We start from the raw sequence: 17,330 nt of genomic DNA, 5'->3' as shown, positions 1-17,330 counted from the left end.
GAGGTTCCTTATTTTTTTGTGTAATCACGCGCACCGAAAATCGCGGTGCCAATGCGTACCATTGTACTACCCGCCGCGATGGCGGCTTCCATATCGTCAGACATACCCAGAGATAATGTGTCGACGGTTGGGTAGTCTGCTTTCAACCGCGCAAACGCGGCTGCCATCTGTTGAGCGACGGCAAGTTGTCGCTCGTACTCGGTTTCCGGAGCCGGAATGGCCATCAGGCCGCGCAGGCGGACGTTTGGCAACGCGGCAATGTCGGCGGCCAGGGCATCCATCTCGTCCAGCGGAATGCCGGACTTGCTCTGTTCATCGCTGATATTGATTTGAATCAGCACGTTAAGCGGCGGCATCTCTGCCGGGCGCTGCTCGCTTAGCCTTGTGGCTATCTTCAGGCGGTCGACGGTATGACACCAGTCGAAATGCTCGGCGACCAGACGACTTTTGTTGGACTGCAACGGGCCAATAAAGTGCCATTGCAGCGAGGTGATACCTTTTTCCCGAAAGTGGAGGATCTTTTCCACCCCTTCCTGAACATAGTTTTCGCCAAATGCCCGCTGCCCGGCAGCGATCGCTTCTTCGACGGCGCTCGCAGGTTTGGTTTTACTGACTGCAAGCAGCGTAACTTCTTCTGAATCACGGCCGCAACGTACTGCTGCCGCTGAGATTTTCTCCCTGACCTGTGCCAGGTTATGCGCAATATCGTTCATATGTGCTGGTGGGTCTATGGATATACAAGAAATGGTGTCGCTTAGTGTAAAGCATAACGTATCGGATCTACACCTATGTAGCAGCAGGACGGCACGCTGGCGCCAGGCCGGAAAGCTTTTGATCGCGCCGTTTTCCTCGCCGGACCCGCAAATGCTGCTGGCGAGCTGGCTCAATGAAGCGCAAAAGCGCGAATGGCAGCAGCGCCATCAGCTGGATTTTGCGCTCTCGCTGCCTGGCTGTCCGCGCCTGCGTGCCAGCGCCTTTACGCACAGCGAGGGCATCTCTCTGGTGCTGCGACTGCTGCCTGTGGCGTGTCCAACGCTTGCGGCGCTGCATACGCCGGTGGCGCTGGCGGAGCTGCTACGGGAAGAGAGCGGGCTTATCCTGGTGACAGGAGCGACGGGGAGCGGTAAATCGACGACCCTTGCCGCAATGGTTGATCACCTCAACCATCAACTGGCGGGGCATATTGTGACGCTCGAAGACCCGGTGGAGTTTGTGCACGAAAGCGACAGTTGTTTAATTCATCAGCGCGAAGTCGGGGCTCACACGGCGTCATTTTCCGCAGCACTGCGGGCCGCTCTGCGTCAGGACCCTGACGTTATCCTGCTGGGGGAATTGCGTGATAGCGACACCATTCGTCTTGCGCTAACGGCAGCAGAAACCGGGCACCTGGTACTGGCAACGCTGCATACGCGGGGGGCAGCGCAGGCCATTGAGCGGCTTATTGACGTTTTTCCCGCACAGGAAAAAGATCCGGTGCGTCATCAGCTGGCAAGCAGCCTGTGCGCGGTACTGTCGCAAAAGCTACAGCCGGATAAGCACGGCGGGCGGGTGGCGTTGTTTGAAATGCTGATCAACACCCCTGCCGTGGGTAACCTGATCCGCGAAGGGAAGACGCACCAGCTGGCAGGGGTGATGCAGACCGGCCTGCAGAGCGGGATGCAGACCTTCAGCCAGAGCTATCAGCAGCGGGTGAAAGCCGGGATGCTATAACTTTGCGAAGGGAGTATACTTTTCACGCTGGCAACCAACAGATAAATCAGCCCCGGCGCTGAAAAATTTTCCCTACCATAATGTATACATTAATAATGTGATGTAATTCCTGTTTTTTAATAAGCGCATCTTAAGTGATTATATTTTAAATGGCGTTTGTAAATATAATTATTTATCCTGTTGCGTGAATGTATTATTTTGTAGTTTCTACGTGATAATGCGCAAAACATTTTTATAACTTACTACGATTTTTATTCTAATAGAGTAATAATCTCTAAGCCATTAGGATGAGTTATTTGCAATGGTTCAATTACATTATGTTGCGTAGGCTTACAAAAAAAGGTTGATATTCTTTTGACACTTCTTAGCTCTTCGTTCTATTCTATTTATGTAATTAGGACTAATCTTATGAAATATTATTTCACTTCTTGATGCGTCCTTATTATTAATGGTATTAGGTTTACCTTTGCTTTGACTTATAAAACACCATGATGGTGGAAATAGACTATGGAGAGTTTCAAAATGTTTGAAGTAACAGAGAGTGCATCTAATTCCCGCAAGATTATTCTTATCACCCATCCGTCAGTACAAGCCAACGCATTTGCCAACTACCTTGCTGAATTACTGTCAGTTTCTGTCGATGTGCATAACATCAACAAACCGCTGATGCAGCGGCTGAGCAAAGGCACCGTGGTGTTGTTCGACATCGCTGTTTCCAACAAGAAACTGAACGGTATCTGGCGCGATATTATTCGTACCCAGTTCGATTCTCCGCGCCTGCTTATTATTAATAGCGCACAGAAGTACGAATTATACGAAATGGCACAATGGCCAGCATTGTACGGCGTTTTCCGTCATGACGACGAGGAATCGCGCTTAATTGAGGGCGTCAAAGCGGTCTTAAACGGCGAGCAGACGGCTGAATTGAGCGTGATGCACCCGGCAATGTATGCTGTTGAACATACAGAAGAAACTCATGATAGTGTTCCACTGACTGAACGTGAATGCGAAATTCTGAATGAATTACGCCACGGTGCGACCAATATGGATATTGCTCGCGCATTGTTCATCAGTGAAAATACCGTGCGTACGCACCTGTATAATGTTTTCCGCAAACTCAGCGTGAAAAACAGAACTCAGGCGGTAAGCTGGGCAAACGAAAATCTGCGTCACTAATATCCTGACATCAGATGGCCAATGCGTGGGCTGTGCGATGAGCCTCAGCCGCGTATCACAGGTCTGTTCCCGGGAATTGATTTCCCGGGGGCGGCCGCGCTAGAAACCCTGGTCGAAATAACTTTCCAGAATCACCACCGCAGACGCTGAGTCGACGCTACCTTTGTCCAGCGCGCGAAATCCCCCGTGTTCAAACAGCCCTGCGCGAGCCTCAACGGTGCTTAATCGTTCGTCATGCAGCGTGATCGCGACGCCAAAGCGGCCGTGGATCTTGTTGGCAAAATTGCGCGCGCGGGCGGTCAGCGGTTGCTCGGTGCCGTCCATATTGAGCGGTAAACCAACGATCACCGTTTCCGGCTGCCACTCTTTCAGCAGGCGAGCGATCAGATTCCAGTCCGGCGTGCCGTCCTGTGCTTTCAGCGCGGCCAGCGGACGTGCCGTTCCGGTGATACGTTGACCAATGGCCACGCCGATGCTGCGCGTGCCGAAATCAAAAGCCAGCAGTGTTCCACTACTCATTATGCGTGCCCCGCAGCGCCAGACATGGTCAGAATATTGATACCAATAAGCTTAGCCGCTTCTTTCCAGCGCTCGCCAATCGGCGTTTTAAACAGAATATTGAGATCCGCAGGCGCGGTCAGCCAGGCGTTATCGAGGATCTCTTGCTCCAGCTGTCCTTTCTCCCAGGAGGCATAGCCCAGCGCAACCAGCACGTCATTTGGCTGACGCGCGGTACCCAGCGTCTCCAGTACGTCGCGAGAGGTGGTGACGATGGTGTTATCGGAGATACGGATGCTTGAGGAGAACGACGCCGGCGGCGTGTGCAGAATAAAGCCACGATCTTCGGCCAGCGGGCCACCCAGCATCACGGGTTTATCCAGTCGAATAGCGGGATCGCGCGGTTCGGCGGTGATCTTCAGCTTCTCGAGGATGCCCTCGATCTGCAAATTTTCCAGTGGTTTATTAATGATGATGCCCATCGCGCCATCGTCGTTGTATTCGCAGATGTAAACCACGGAACGGCGGAAGATAGGATCCTGAAGGGATGGCATAGCAATAAGGAAATGATGCTGTAAATTCATTATCAGAGGTTCTTGTCCTGTTTCAATACGCAGCGATGCCCAGTATGCGGGGAAAGTACACGGCTGTCACCAGGCTTGCCCGTTTACGGTGGGGGCGAAAGGCCTGATTGGCGGCGGGTTCCCTCCCGCCGTTTAAAGGCAATAGCTTATTTTTGCAGGCGTTTTTCAATTGCGTCCATCAGCATACCGGTGATAGAAATCGGATATTCCGCTTCGATTTCGCGCACGCAGGTCGGGCTGGTGACGTTAATTTCCGTCAGACGATCGCCGATGATGTCGAGGCCAACGAAGATCAGACCTTTGGCTTTCAGCGTCGGGCCGACTTTACGGGCGATGGCCCAGTCGCTTTCGCTCAGCGGACGCGGCTCGCCACGACCACCGGCAGCCAGGTTACCACGGGTTTCGCCGCCCTGCGGGATACGCGCCAGGCAGTAAGGCACCGGCTCACCGTCGATCACCAGTACGCGCTTATCGCCGTCTTTGATGGCGGGCAGATAGTTCTGCGCCATGCAGTAGCGGCTGCCCAGTTCGGTCAAGGTCTCGGCAATCACGCCAATGTTCGGATCCCCTTCCTTCACGCGGAAGATAGAGGCGCCGCCCATGCCGTCCAGCGGCTTCATGATGATGTCGCCGTGCTTTTCCCAGAACGCTTTCAGCTGGGCTTTGTTGCGGGTGACCAGCGTTTCTGGCGTCAGGTCGGAGAACCAGGCGGTAAACAGCTTCTCGTTACAGTCGCGCAGGCTCTGCGGCTTGTTGACGATCAGCGTCCCTTTTTCTTCCGCGCGCTCCAGAATATAGGTTGCGTAGATAAATTCGGTGTCGAACGGCGGATCTTTACGCATCAGGATAACGTCGAGGTCGGCGAGTTTAATATCCTGCTCGCTGCCGAACTCGTACCATTTATCGTAGTTCTGCTCAACGCTCAGAAGACGCGTACGGGCGTGGGATTCGCCGTTGATCAGATAAAGATCGTTCATCTCCATATAGTGGAGTTCATAGCCGCGACGCTGTGCTTCCAGCAGCATAGCGAAGCTGGTGTCTTTCTTGATGTTGATGCTTGCGATGGGATCCATCACGATGCCGAGCTTGATCATTATTGTTCTCCTTTAACCCAAATCACCAAAGCGCACCTGCAGTGCGGTGATGGCGGTGAGTGCGGTAGTCTCTGTGCGCAAAACGCGAGGCCCCAACAGAATATCAGTAAACTGGTAGCGTGCGGTCATGGCAATTTCATCCGCTGACAGGCCGCCTTCCGGGCCAATCAGCAGGCGTACGCGCTCCACCGGCAGCGGCAGCGTGTTGATGCTGGCGCTGGCGCGCGGATGCAGATTGAGCTTCAGTGCATCATCCTGCTCGGCGCACCATGCCTCAACGTCCATCGCCGGTCGAATCTCCGGAACCTGGTTGCGACCGCACTGCTCACAGGCGGCAATCGCGATTTTTTGCCACTGCTGAATCTTCTTATTCAGACGCTCGGCATCCAGTTTAACGCCGCAGCGCTCGGAAAAAAGTGGCGTAATGAGGCTTACACCCAGTTCAATCGATTTCTGGATGGTGAATTCCATTTTATCGCCGCGCGACATCACCTGGCCTAAGTGAATATGGATAGGGGATTCGCGGTCGTCGAGGGTGCTGCTCTGGATTTCAACCGTCACGTTCTTTTTACCGGCATCGGTGATAACGGCCTCAAAGACGTGATTGCTGCCGTCAAACAGCTGAATGGCCTGGCCTTTGCCCATGCGCAAAACGCGCCCGACGTGGTTCGCCGCATCTTCGCATAGGGCAACCTGCGTGCCGACGGTGAGTGATTCTGGGTGATAGATGCGAGGGATGCGCATAGTCTGAATTCCATCTGTGGCTACGCCCTCTCCGCCGGGGAGAGGGCAGGGCAAAATTACAATTGCCGCTAGTGTAGGTTAGCTCTTTTGCGCCTGGCAAGCCTGCAGCACATATGGATTATGGTTGCCCTGAATTTTAGCGATGCGCTGGTCGCGTTCGCACTCCCATTGGCTGACGGGATACATTTTGTCCCAGGCGTTGAATAGCTGGGTTTGCTGGCGGGAGAGTGTTAGCTGATAACGGTCGCGCATATAGAAGTAGATACGGGCGATGGCGCCGCGTGAACGCTCCGGCGGCTCGGCGACTTTCTCTTTAAAGTCGACCTTCATCGCGCACTGGCCGTACTGGCCTTCACCGCCGTTCCACTGCCCGTACATGAAGTTGCCGCGATCGCCGTTCACCTCACCGACGGCGGGCTGCAGGTTATGCATATCGCTCTCCATCTTGCGGTATTCCGGGTCTTTGGCGCAGTTCTTCCGCCCGCCATCCTGCCAGCACTGACGCTGATGGCCGAACTGCCACGCCGGCACAACGTGCTCCCACTCGACGCGGCTGGCGCGGTTCTCATTTTTACGCACTTTATAGCCGCAGGATTCCAGATCGATAACGCCTTTCTTACCCTGCCAGTTAATTTTACAGCCGCAGTAGAAATCGCCGGGAACGTCGCTATTCACTTTTACGCCCGCGCTTTTGGCCTGGGAAAAGCTGTTAATACCCTCGGCGAGCGCCTGCCCAGAGAGTGCCGCCGCGACAAACGCCACGGCAAAAGACAAATTACGGTACATCACGAACTCCATCTCAAAACGAGCCCGCAACGTAACCAATGTGGTTGTCAGATGCAATCAGTCAGGTCAGAAAACTTCCAGATATTTCCGTTAGTTACATTTCGGCAACTAATGGTTCGCCGCAGTGGACGCAGCGATAGGTGGCCTCACCGCGCACCACGCGATTATGGCGGCGAACGGTAAGCTGGTGCTGCTGGCAACGGCAGCGATAGGGGAAGGTATTTTTGCGCACGGACTCCAGTTCGAACTGATGAGTACGCCGCGCCGGAACGCCAAGCACGCTCTCCATCATCCACTTCCACTCTTTGCCGTGCGGCGCGACCCGGCCAAAGTGTTTCCAGACCAGCAGGTGCGCCAGCTCGTGCGGCACCACTTCATCAATAAACGCCTGCTGATTTTCCTGTAACAACACGGGATTGAGGCGAATTTCATATTGCTGAAGCCAGGCGGTACCGGCAGAGGTGCCGCGCTGCTGATAGACCAGCTTTGGTTCAGGGTAGTTACGCCCCAGCGCCAGGTTGGCCCGAGCGAGTTTTTCCCGCAGGCTGCGCATGACGTTTTGCTGGACGGCGATAGGAATTCGAGGGGTTTTCATAACGGCTGAGGATAGAGCGTGAAGCGAGGTGGTGCAAGAGGAAGCTTCCTCCCAGGCGGGAGGAAGCGGGATGACGGTTAGTCGCGAGCGCCAATTTCGCGCAGCGGACGGCCCTGCATCAGGTTACGTTCAATGTGTTCCAGAGAGACGTTTTTGGTTTCCGGAATCAGCCACAAGGTCAGGAAGATAAACAGCACGTTCAGGCCACCGTATACCCAGAAGGTATTGGCGCTGCCGAGCGAGTTCAGCATGGTCAGGAAGGTTGCCCCGACGATCATGTTCGCAATCCAGTTGGTGGCGGTAGAGCAGGTGATCCCGAAGTCGCGGCCTTTCAGCGGCTGGATTTCAGAGCACAGTACCCAAATCAGCGGACCGGCGCTCATGGCGAAGCCAACGATAAACATCAGCAGCATCAGTACGGCGAAGTACTGGGCAACGGCGGAGTGGATACCGATGTGCATCATTGAACCCAGCACGCCCATGCCGACGGCCATGACGATAAAACCGAGAATAAGGGTAGGTTTACGGCCCCAGCGGTCAACCAGACCAATCGCGATAAAGGTTGCCAGCACGTTGGTCAGGCCAACGATAACGGTCCCCCACATCTGTTCGGTGGTGTTGGTGTAGCCCGCCAGCTCAAAGATTTTCGGTGCGTAATACATGATGACGTTCATACCGGTGAACTGTTGCATCACCTGCAGCAGCACGCCGAGGAACACCGCGCGACGGAAGTTGCTGTTCTCTTTGAACAGCGCCCAGCCGCTCTGTTTCACCTTCAGGCTTTCACGGATTTCATCCAGTTCACGTTTGGCTTCTGCACTGGTATCACGCAGACGCATCAGCACGCGCTCAGCATCGTTAAAGCGACGTTTCGCGGCAAACCAGCGCGGGCTGTCCGGCAGGAAGAATACGCCAATCAGCAGCAGAACCGCTGGAATGATGATCACGCCCAGCATCCAGCGCCATGCGCCGCTATAGCTGAAGGCGGTATCGGACAGGTACGCACCGAGAATACCGATGGTAATCATCAACTGGTACATGGAAATCATACTGCCGCGGATTTTCTCCGGCGCGATTTCAGACAGGTACAGCGGGGCGGTGTAGGAGGCTACGCCGACAGCCAGGCCAAGCAGTACGCGGGAAAGCAGCAGTATTTCTACGTTTGGCGCGGCGGCAGAGAACAGGGAACCGGCAACGAACAGGATCGCACCGATCATCAGGCTTTTCTTACGGCCCAGCTTGAAGGAGAGCCAGCCGCTGCCGACTGCCCCGACTGCGGCGCCAAACATCATGGAACTGACCACCCACTCCTGCGTATGCGGGCTGAGCTGGAAATCGGTTGTAATAAAGGGCAATGCACCGGCAATAACGCCGATATCAAGGCCAAACAGCAGTCCGGCCAGCGCCGCTAAGAAGCAGACAAAGAAGGTCATTGTCTTGTTCGAGCGACCCTGTTTTTTATTGTTAGGCATGATGCTCTCCAATTGAGTCATTGATTCTATCGATGCTTAGGGTAGGAGAGTATGTCGCAAAAAAATGTGATTATAATCACGACTGTGTAATCGGTTACACTGATGTGTAAGTTACGTATCAGTTAAATATCAATTTAATCATGGCGTTAATGCTGTTTCAGATAAAGTAAAAAGATCGATAATGAGACTTTATTGAAACACAAAGCATTATTATGAAAAGCTGTTTCATGGCGTTAAGGCGGGGCTTGTGCCGCAAGGCACTATTAATGTAATCGCTTTCACTAAATTGTGTGGAACTGTAAATTGTTACGTAAAAGAGATGAATGCTGTTGTGCGGGGAACAATTCCCAAAGCAACAGGTATAAAAAAAGCCAGCACAAGGCTGGCTTTCAACAAAACGGCTAAACCTTATTTCAGGCCAGCCGCTTCGCACAGCTGAGCTGCTTTGTCGGTTTTTTCCCATGGGAAGGTTTCGCGACCGAAGTGACCGTAAGCTGCCGTCTCTTTGTAGATCGGGTGCAGCAGGTCCAGCATCTGGATCAGGCCGTATGGACGCAGGTCGAAGAACTCGCGAACCAGACCAATCAGCTGCTCAGCAGGCACTTTCTCGGTACCGAAGGTTTCCACCATGATGGAAGTCGGTTCAGCCACGCCGATAGCGTAGGAAACCTGGATTTCACAGCGGTCAGCCAGGCCTGCGGCAACGATGTTTTTCGCCACATAGCGTGCTGCGTAGGCTGCAGAACGGTCAACTTTAGAAGGATCTTTACCGGAGAACGCGCCGCCACCGTGACGGGCCATGCCGCCGTAGGTATCCACGATGATTTTACGACCGGTCAGGCCACAGTCACCCATTGGGCCGCCGATAACGAAACGACCGGTTGGGTTGATAAAGAATTTGGTCGACGCGTTCAGCCACTCGGTAGGCAGAACCGGCTTGATGATCTCTTCCATCACGGCTTCTTGCAGTGATTTCTGGTCGATGCTGTCGGCGTGCTGAGTAGACAGAACGACGGCATCGATACCCACCACTTTACCGTCGTCGTACTGGAAGGTGACCTGGCTTTTCGCGTCAGGACGCAGCCAAGGCAGGGTGCCGTTTTTACGCACTTCAGCCTGACGCTGCACCAGACGGTGTGCGTAGGTGATTGGCGCTGGCATCAGCACGTCGGTTTCGTTGGTGGCATAACCAAACATCAGGCCCTGGTCGCCCGCGCCCTGTTCCAGCGGATCGGCGCGGTCAACGCCCTGGTTAATGTCCGGAGACTGCTTACCGATAGCGCTCAGTACGGCACAAGAATTGGCATCAAAGCCCATATCAGAATGCACATAGCCAATTTCGCGAACGGTATTACGGGTGATCTCTTCGATATCAACCCATGCGCTGGTGGTGATCTCACCACCGACCAGCACCATACCGGTTTTGACGTAGGTTTCACACGCTACGCGCGCTTTCGGATCCTGTTCAAGGATGGCGTCCAGCACGGCGTCGGAAATTTGGTCAGCGATTTTGTCAGGATGCCCTTCAGATACAGACTCGGACGTAAAAAGGTGTTTTGCCATATTTAATATCACCCAATGAGAATTTGGTTAGCTCAAACTGTTGTTTTGAATAATCACGATGGAAGATTATACCACGGACTTAATGGTTGCCGTCACTGGCAGTCTGAGTGTTAATCGGTATAGATGGATTAACATCTGGACGGCTATTTTAGGTCACATCTTCACCTCATTGCCAGTTTTTTTTGAGATAGCTCGCATTCTGCTGCAACTGAGATTGGAAATTTTTCCTGACACCGGCGGCAAGCTGCACATTTATATTTTGCATTTTAGGTGGGTTATCGGTATAAAACGCCGCGCGCGGCTCATACAAAAAAGCACACATCATTTTTCGTGTTGCCACTTCCAGCCGGGCTAAGACTTTTGCTTTGGCTTGAGGTTCGTCTTTCGGGGCGGCCGTGGAGGTGATACGAGATAATGAACCGTTGTATTCTGCTGATTCTACCGTGCCGTCCTGGCGCGACGATGTTCCCCGCAACCCCCCATTCTGCTTTGCATACCAGCCGATGTTATACCCATTTCGGCGCTACTCAGGACTCCCGAGCCGGTAGGTAACGGAACACTGAACAAGGGCGCTCTTGTCACAACAAGAGTTTTCTCGTGGTTTCTCTGAACCGTCATAATGTGTTCAGGTGCTTGTTTTATAATGATATGAATAAGAAACCGGTCGCACAGTCGGAGCGTCAGCAGGTTCTGCTGCCTATTCAGGCTGTATATGGGTTGTTATCGCAACGTCACGCTGCGATAGTAGTTAACTGTTTTACACTTGTTATAAATAATTGAGGTTCGCTATGTCTGACGACATTTCATTCGATTCGCATTCGTCAGCAGGCGAACGCGGTGTACTACGTTCCATGCAGGAGGTTGCGATGAGCTCCCAGGAAGCCAGCAAAATGCTACGCACATACAACATTGCCTGGTGGGGCAATAACTACTACGACGTCAACGAGCTTGGCCACATCAGCGTCTGCCCAGACCCGGATGTACCGGAAGCGCGCGTTGACCTCGCCGAGTTGGTAAAAGCCCGTGAAGCGCAGGGGCAACGTCTGCCTGCGCTGTTCTGCTTCCCGCAGATCCTGCAGCATCGTCTGCGTTCGATTAACGCGGCGTTCAAACGTGCGCGTGAATCTTACGGCTATAACGGCGACTACTTCCTGGTTTACCCAATTAAGGTTAACCAGCATCGCCGCGTGATTGAATCGTTGATCCACTCCGGGGAACCGCTGGGGCTGGAAGCCGGTTCTAAAGCTGAATTGATGGCCGTGCTGGCGCACGCGGGCATGACCCGTAGCGTGATCGTCTGTAACGGCTATAAAGACCGCGAATACATTCGTCTGGCGCTGGTCGGCGAGAAGATGGGCCACAAGGTCTATCTGGTCATCGAAAAGATGTCTGAAATTGCCATCGTGCTGGAAGAAGCCGAGCGCCTGAACGTGGTGCCACGCCTTGGCGTGCGTGCGCGTCTGGCTTCTCAGGGTTCCGGTAAGTGGCAGTCCTCCGGCGGTGAAAAATCCAAGTTCGGCCTGGCGGCAAACCAGGTTCTGCAACTGGTGGAAATCCTGCGTGAACGCGGTCGTCTGGACAGCATCCAGCTGCTGCACTTCCACCTCGGTTCGCAGATGGCGAACATTCGCGATATCGCGACCGGCGTGCGTGAATCCGCCCGTTTCTACGTTGAGCTGCACAAGCTTGGCGTCAACATTCAGTGCTTCGACGTGGGCGGTGGCCTGGGCGTGGACTACGAAGGTACCCGCTCGCAGTCCGACTGCTCCGTGAACTACGGCCTGAACGAATACGCCAACAACATCATCTGGGCGATTGGCGATGCGTGTGAAGAACACGGCCTGCCGCACCCGACGGTGATTACCGAGTCCGGTCGTGCGGTGACCGCGCACCACACGGTGCTGGTGTCTAACATTATCGGCGTTGAGCGTAGCGAACACACTGAAGCGACACCGCCTGCTGACGATGCGCCACGCGCGCTGCAAAGCATGTGGGAAACCTGGCAGGAGATGCACGAGCCGGGCAACCGCCGCTCGCTGCGCGAATGGCTGCACGACAGCCAGATGGACCTGCACGATATTCACGTCGGCTACTCCTCAGGCTCCTTTAGCCTGCACGAGCGCGCGTGGGCCGAGCAGCTCTACCTGAACATGTGTCACGAAGTGCAGAAGCAGCTCGACCCGAGCAACCGCGCACACCGTCCAATTATCGACGAACTGCAGGAGCGAATGGCGGATAAGATTTACGTCAACTTCTCGCTGTTCCAGTCGATGCCGGATGCGTGGGGTATCGATCAGCTGTTCCCGGTGATGCCGCTGGAAGGGCTGAACCAGGTGCCAGAGCGCCGCGCGGTGCTGCTGGATATTACCTGCGACTCCGACGGTGCTATCGACCACTACGTCGACGGCGACGGGATCGCGACCACCATGCCAATGCCGGAATACGACCCGGAGAACCCGCCGATGCTGGGCTTCTTTATGGTAGGGGCGTATCAGGAGATCCTCGGCAATATGCACAACCTGTTCGGCGATACCGAAGCGGTTGACGTGTTTGTCTTCCCTGACGGCAGCGTGGAAGTTGAGCTGTCTGATGAAGGCGATACGGTGGCGGACATGCTGCAATACGTGCAGCTGGATCCGAACACCCTGCTGACGCAGTTCCGTGACCAGGTGAAAAACACCGATCTCGACGCCGAGCTGCAGCAGCAGTTCCTGGAAGAGTTTGAAGCCGGTCTGTACGGCTATACTTATCTGGAAGACGAGTAAGTTTACGGGGCCCCTCACCCTAACCCTCTCCCCAAAGAGGCGAGGGGACCGCTCCCTCAGGGAGAGGACCGGGGTGAGGGCACCAGGCGCACGGTCTCCGCTGCGCTTGAATCCGTACAAATTAACGGCGATAATCCGCCGCAAATATGCAGTTACCAAATCAATCCCTTCCTCGTCGGGCCTAACGACGCGGAGGGGATTTTTTTTACAGTGATTTTAAAAGAGGTCAGCACATGAGCACCTTAGGTCATCAATACGATAACTCCCTGGTTTCCAACGCGTTTGGTTTTCTTCGTCTGCCGATGAACTTCATGCCGTACGACAGCGACGCGGATTGGGTCATTACTGGCGTACCGTTTGATATGGCGACCTCAGGTCGTGCCGGTGGCCGTCACGGCCCGGCGGCTATTCGCCAGGTTTCCACTAACCTGGCCTGGGAGCACAACCGCTTCCCGTGGAACTTCGACATGCGTGAACGCCTGAACGTCGTGGATTGCGGTGACCTGGTTTACGCTTTCGGCGACGCCCGTGAGATGAGTGAAAAACTGCAGGCGCACGCGGAAAAACTGCTGGCGGCCGGTAAACGCATGCTCTCCTTTGGCGGCGACCACTTCGTCACGCTGCCGCTGCTGCGCGCGCACGCGAAGCACTTTGGCAAAATGGCGCTGGTGCACTTCGATGCCCACACCGATACCTACGCTAACGGCTGCGAGTTCGACCATGGCACCATGTTCTTCACCGCGCCTAACGAAGGTCTGATCGACCCGAACCACTCCGTGCAGATTGGTATCCGTACCGAGTTCGACAAAGACAACGGCTTCACCGTACTGGACGCAGGCCAGGTGAACGATCGCACCGTGGACGATATCATCGCGCAGGTTAAGCAGATCGTTGGCGATATGCCGGTCTACCTGACCTTTGACATCGACTGTCTGGATCCGGCGTTTGCACCGGGTACCGGTACACCGGTAATCGGCGGCCTGACCTCCGATCGCGCCATTAAACTGGTGCGCGGCCTGAAGGATCTGAACATCGTTGGTATGGACGTGGTAGAAGTCGCACCGGCGTACGATCAGTCTGAGATCACCGCTCTGGCGGCGGCGACGCTGGCGCTGGAAATGCTGTACATCCAGGCGGCGAAGAAGGGCGAGTAAGACCTTCGCGGAGGTTCCCCGGCGTCGGCGTAAACGCCTCGGCCGGGCTACGATTAACGTGTAGCCCGGCCGAGCGCAGCGACGCCGGGAACCACTCAACGATTAAAACGCGTTAAACGGATACTCGACGTAAACGCGCACTTCATTACCGCTGACGTTATAGTCGCTGGCGTTGCTGGAAACGCGCAGCACCGAGTAGCGAACTTTAAACTTCAGATCTTTCGCCGGGCCGTTCTGGACCTGGTACTGCACCTGGTTAAACCACTCGTGCTCTTTACCGTTATTGGTTTCCGCCGTCTTGATGTTATCGCCGCGAACGTACGCCGTGGTCCAGCTCAGACCCGGTAAACCCAGCCCGCCAAAGTCCAGCGCGTAGGACGCCTGCCATGAACGCTCATCTTCACCGTTGAAATCAGACCAGTAAGAGTTCGCCAGCCAGATGGTATTGCCGCCGTCACCGACGCCGCCTTGATCCTGGTAGCTGCCGTAGTGATAGCCGGTGCTGCCGCTGCTCTGCTGGTAGGCAATTTTGAAGGTGTGAATATCCCAGATGTAGCTGGTGGCGAGGCTCCAGATGCTGTTGCTGCGGCCGGTATCCAGCGAGTCGGCGTATTCCTGCTCCAGGCGAGAGTTATAGCCGTTGAAGTCTAAGACCAGCTTCTGGTCTGCCGCCAGCGGCTGAGCATAGTTCAGGCCGAGGTACTGCTTGTTCAGCACGTCTTCGACGTGGGAGGCGTACAGTGCGCCGCTCAACTGGTCGTTAAACTGATAGCTCGCGCCGCCGAAGGTAATGCTCTGCAGGCCGCTGTTGTGGCTATCGTCGCTTTTACGCTGCTCGTCGGTGAAGTAACCGGCGTTCACTTCCAGACCGGCGATCTCTTTAGAGGTCAGCATGGTCCCGGTGAAGGTTTCATACAGCAGGCGAGAATCGTCGGCGTAGAGAATTGGCAGCGTTGGGCGCTGGTTGCCGTAGCTCAGCACGGTATTGGAGAAGCGCATTTTAGCGGTCGCGCCGAATTTGGCTAAATCAGATTTCGCACGGCCGTCGTTATCCTGAGCGAAAAAGTCGATGCCGCCAGCGCCGCTGTTACCGCGGCCGCCGTCCAGGCGCACGCCGTACTGAGCGATACCGTCTACGCCGAAACCGATAGGGCCCTGGGTGAAGCCGGATTCAAAGGTCGCGATAAAGCCCTGGCCCCATTCGCTCTTATCATGCAGCCCATCGCGATAGTCGCGTTTGATATAGGCGTTACGTAAAAAGAGATCCAGATGGCTGTCATCAATAAAACCCTGGCTGTCGGATTGTTGGCTTGCGAAAGCTGGCGCAGAGGCAATAATACTTAAAGCAATTAACGTTAATTTATTTTTCACGGAGGGAACTTCTCTGTTTATCTGACGGTCGAATTGTGTTTTTACAATTCGGATAGTCGCCTGAAAAAGTGTCGAAAGCAATCATTGTATGAATGGATGTGTCGCGAGGTATCGTGCTACAGGGTGCGTAGCGCCTGGATCTCGTGAATAGCTATGGACTATTTAAAAATAAGGTAAAAGAACTTCCTGAAAGGTAAATAGTATATTTTTTATTTAATATTCAGAATAAATGTTCGAGCGCTGCGGTGTTGGCTTATATATTTGACCGGGGCGACATCTACGTATATTTAACGGTTTGTGCGCTTAAATTATCAATTAATGCCGTTTAGCCATTATTAATATTTTTTGCTTATCAAAGCAAGGGGGACAATATTGCCCCCCTAAATAATTATTTAATGCCGTCCGCCTGCAGGCGGTCGCGAATGTGCTGGGCGCGCTCCAGCGAGGCCGGGTGATCGTCAAACATGGAGCTTTGACGGCCATCTTCAAGCTTAGAGAGTTTCTCAAAGCTGGTGGCAAGCCCGGTCGGGTTGATCCCGCGTTTGCGCAGCAGGTCATAAGAGTAGTCGTCCGCCTCCGACTCCTGACGCTGGGAGAACTGCGAGTTCACTAGCTTCTCGCCAAGATCGCCAAGCTGGGACTGCGACAGGCTGCCGACGATGCCGCCAGCAGAAGCCGCCGCTGCGCGCAGGGCGTTAGTGCCAATCGCCACCTGCATCCCTTTCTTCACGTGGCCGAGCGCAACGTGGCCCATTTCGTGGCCGACAACCGCTTCGACTTCATTATCGTTCATCAGATCCATCAGGCCGCTATATACGCGGATGCAGCCGTTGGCCATGGCGAAGGCGTTGACGTCTTTCGCCACGTAGACTTTGTAGTTCACCGGCTGGCCGTTAATGTTATCGCCGAGCGCCGCCGCTATCTTATTGAGTCGCTGTACATAAGCGCTGTTTGCTGGCGCAATGGTAGCCTTACTGTCCATATCTTTACAGGCCTGGTCGCTCAGCGCCTGAACCTGCTGATCGCTCAACGAAAATGCCTGCAAGGCACCGGTACTCGAGCTTAATAAACCATTTGAATCCATATTCTGGCAGCCGCTCAGCAGTAAAGTTGCGCCAAACGCCAGAACCATCGCCCGTTTTTTCATGAGATTGCTTCCAAAGTCGTTTATCTGAAAATGCCCTGGAACTGCGCCGCCAGAGTTAGGCTAAGTATAAAGAATATCGCGGCTTACGGGCGAGGGGATTACATCTTGTTAACCTCTGTTCCAGAGATTTCTGAAGTAGCAAAAGGATGCTCCATGTACATGCTTTGTCGCATAGGTTACATTGTTGACACTTTTTTCTGGCAAAGCCCGTAACGTGCGCCTCTCGTGACGTTAGGGTTGCCTTCAACAGTCCGAACTGGAGTCAAAATGTCCTCACGTAAAGAGCTTGCTAATGCTATTCGTGCGCTGAGCATGGACGCAGTACAGAAAGCCAATTCCGGTCACCCGGGTGCCCCAATGGGTATGGCTGACATTGCCGAAGTCCTGTGGCGTGATTTTCTGAACCATAACCCGCAGAATCCGTCCTGGGCTGACCGTGACCGCTTTGTGCTGTCTAACGGCCACGGCTCCATGCTGATTTACAGCCTGCTGCACCTCACCGGTTACGATCTGCCGATCGAAGAGCTGAAAAACTTCCGTCAGCTGCACTCCAAAACCCCAGGTCACCCGGAAGTGGGTTACACCGCTGGTGTTGAAACCACTACCGGCCCGCTGGGCCAGGGCATCGCGAACGCCGTAGGTATGGCGATTGCAGAAAAAACGCTGGCGGC

18 protein-coding genes and 1 pseudogene are annotated in these 17,330 nt (G+C 54.4%); 7 read left to right on the top strand and 12 right to left on the bottom strand.

Translation table 11 applies throughout. The features are described from left to right. Positions 1-8: 8 nt before the first annotated feature. Entirely contained in the window at positions 9-713 is a 705-nt protein-coding gene (locus HII27_RS13315; protein ID WP_185668321.1) for a YggS family pyridoxal phosphate-dependent enzyme, read from the bottom strand. A 16-nt stretch (positions 714-729) separates the two neighbouring features. On the opposite strand from HII27_RS13315, the gene HII27_RS13310 reads away from it, so the two are divergent. Next, positions 730-1,710 carry a type IV pilus twitching motility protein PilT gene (locus HII27_RS13310; RefSeq protein ID WP_185668320.1) on the top strand — a complete coding sequence of 327 codons (981 nt, stop codon included), beginning with the start codon at positions 730-732 and terminating at the stop codon, positions 1,708-1,710. Between the two features lie 522 nt (positions 1,711-2,232). Next, positions 2,233-2,886: a LuxR C-terminal-related transcriptional regulator gene (locus tag HII27_RS13305; RefSeq protein ID WP_185668417.1), complete on the top strand. Its 654-nt coding sequence runs from the start codon at positions 2,233-2,235 to the stop codon at positions 2,884-2,886. A 99-nt stretch (positions 2,887-2,985) separates the two neighbouring features. Here HII27_RS13305 and ruvX read toward each other — a convergent pair whose 3' ends face one another. The 9 genes from ruvX to HII27_RS27355 form a co-directional block, all read right to left on the bottom strand. Further along, on the bottom strand, positions 2,986-3,405 hold the full coding sequence (gene ruvX, locus HII27_RS13300) for a Holliday junction resolvase RuvX (RefSeq protein WP_035892025.1): 420 nt from the start codon (positions 3,403-3,405) through the stop codon (positions 2,986-2,988). Beyond that, entirely contained in the window at positions 3,405-3,968 is a 564-nt protein-coding gene (locus tag HII27_RS13295; protein WP_185668319.1) for a YqgE/AlgH family protein, read from the bottom strand. Before HII27_RS13295 ends, ruvX begins: the two co-directional genes overlap by 1 nt. A gap of 146 nt (positions 3,969-4,114) precedes the next feature. Then, positions 4,115-5,062 (bottom strand): glutathione synthase, encoded by a 948-nt coding sequence (gene gshB, locus HII27_RS13290; RefSeq protein ID WP_035892023.1) that lies wholly within the window; start codon positions 5,060-5,062, stop codon positions 4,115-4,117. Positions 5,063-5,074: 12 nt separating this feature from the next. Then, positions 5,075-5,806 (bottom strand): 16S rRNA (uracil(1498)-N(3))-methyltransferase, encoded by a 732-nt coding sequence (gene rsmE / locus HII27_RS13285; protein WP_185668318.1) that lies wholly within the window; start codon positions 5,804-5,806, stop codon positions 5,075-5,077. A gap of 78 nt (positions 5,807-5,884) precedes the next feature. Beyond that, complete coding sequence (gene endA / locus HII27_RS13280; protein ID WP_064542663.1) at positions 5,885-6,592, bottom strand: deoxyribonuclease I; 708 nt, start codon at positions 6,590-6,592, stop codon at positions 5,885-5,887. 94 nt (positions 6,593-6,686) lie between these two features. Further along, complete coding sequence (locus HII27_RS13275; RefSeq protein WP_185668317.1) at positions 6,687-7,187, bottom strand: SprT family zinc-dependent metalloprotease; 501 nt, start codon at positions 7,185-7,187, stop codon at positions 6,687-6,689. A 77-nt stretch (positions 7,188-7,264) separates the two neighbouring features. Beyond that, positions 7,265-8,659: a sugar porter family MFS transporter gene (locus tag HII27_RS13270; RefSeq protein WP_185668316.1), complete on the bottom strand. Its 1,395-nt coding sequence runs from the start codon at positions 8,657-8,659 to the stop codon at positions 7,265-7,267. Positions 8,660-9,067: 408 nt separating this feature from the next. Further along, positions 9,068-10,222: a methionine adenosyltransferase gene (gene metK, locus HII27_RS13265; protein ID WP_185668315.1), complete on the bottom strand. Its 1,155-nt coding sequence runs from the start codon at positions 10,220-10,222 to the stop codon at positions 9,068-9,070. 166 nt (positions 10,223-10,388) lie between these two features. Then, complete coding sequence (locus HII27_RS27355; RefSeq protein ID WP_263407168.1) at positions 10,389-10,697, bottom strand: hypothetical protein; 309 nt, start codon at positions 10,695-10,697, stop codon at positions 10,389-10,391. Between HII27_RS27355 and HII27_RS27605 the strand changes: the two genes are divergently transcribed. The 4 genes from HII27_RS27605 to speB all read left to right on the top strand — a co-directional run bounded on the left by HII27_RS27605 (position 10,637) and on the right by speB (position 14,141). Continuing rightward, positions 10,637-10,774 carry a hypothetical protein gene (locus tag HII27_RS27605; protein ID WP_438268713.1) on the top strand — a complete coding sequence of 46 codons (138 nt, stop codon included), beginning with the start codon at positions 10,637-10,639 and terminating at the stop codon, positions 10,772-10,774. The genes HII27_RS27355 and HII27_RS27605 overlap by 61 nt on opposite strands. A gap of 96 nt (positions 10,775-10,870) precedes the next feature. Next, complete coding sequence (gene yqgB, locus HII27_RS13250; RefSeq protein ID WP_185668313.1) at positions 10,871-11,002, top strand: acid stress response protein YqgB; 132 nt, start codon at positions 10,871-10,873, stop codon at positions 11,000-11,002. Between the two features lie 8 nt (positions 11,003-11,010). Then, complete coding sequence (speA, locus tag HII27_RS13245) at positions 11,011-12,987, top strand: biosynthetic arginine decarboxylase (protein ID WP_185668312.1); 1,977 nt, start codon at positions 11,011-11,013, stop codon at positions 12,985-12,987. A gap of 233 nt (positions 12,988-13,220) precedes the next feature. Beyond that, a complete protein-coding gene (gene speB / locus HII27_RS13240) occupies positions 13,221-14,141 on the top strand; it encodes an agmatinase (RefSeq protein WP_123652553.1) in 921 nt (306 codons plus the stop codon). Positions 14,142-14,243: 102 nt separating this feature from the next. On the opposite strand, the gene HII27_RS13235 is transcribed toward speB, so the two are convergent. Both HII27_RS13235 and loiP read right to left on the bottom strand, forming a co-directional pair. Next, entirely contained in the window at positions 14,244-15,512 is a 1,269-nt protein-coding gene (locus HII27_RS13235; RefSeq protein WP_185668311.1) for an OprD family outer membrane porin, read from the bottom strand. 388 nt (positions 15,513-15,900) lie between these two features. After that, a complete protein-coding gene (gene loiP, locus HII27_RS13230) occupies positions 15,901-16,659 on the bottom strand; it encodes a metalloprotease LoiP (protein WP_185668310.1) in 759 nt (252 codons plus the stop codon). 267 nt (positions 16,660-16,926) lie between these two features. On the opposite strand from loiP, the pseudogene HII27_RS13225 reads away from it, so the two are divergent. Further along, positions 16,927-17,330: pseudogene (locus HII27_RS13225) on the top strand (transketolase); the annotation flags it as partial.

This window comes from Kluyvera sichuanensis, assembly GCF_014218705.1.
Classification (GTDB): Bacteria; Pseudomonadota; Gammaproteobacteria; order Enterobacterales; family Enterobacteriaceae; genus Kluyvera; species Kluyvera sichuanensis.
The sequence above is the reverse complement of the archived record's forward strand: the minus strand, read 5'-3'. Positions and strand labels throughout refer to the sequence as shown.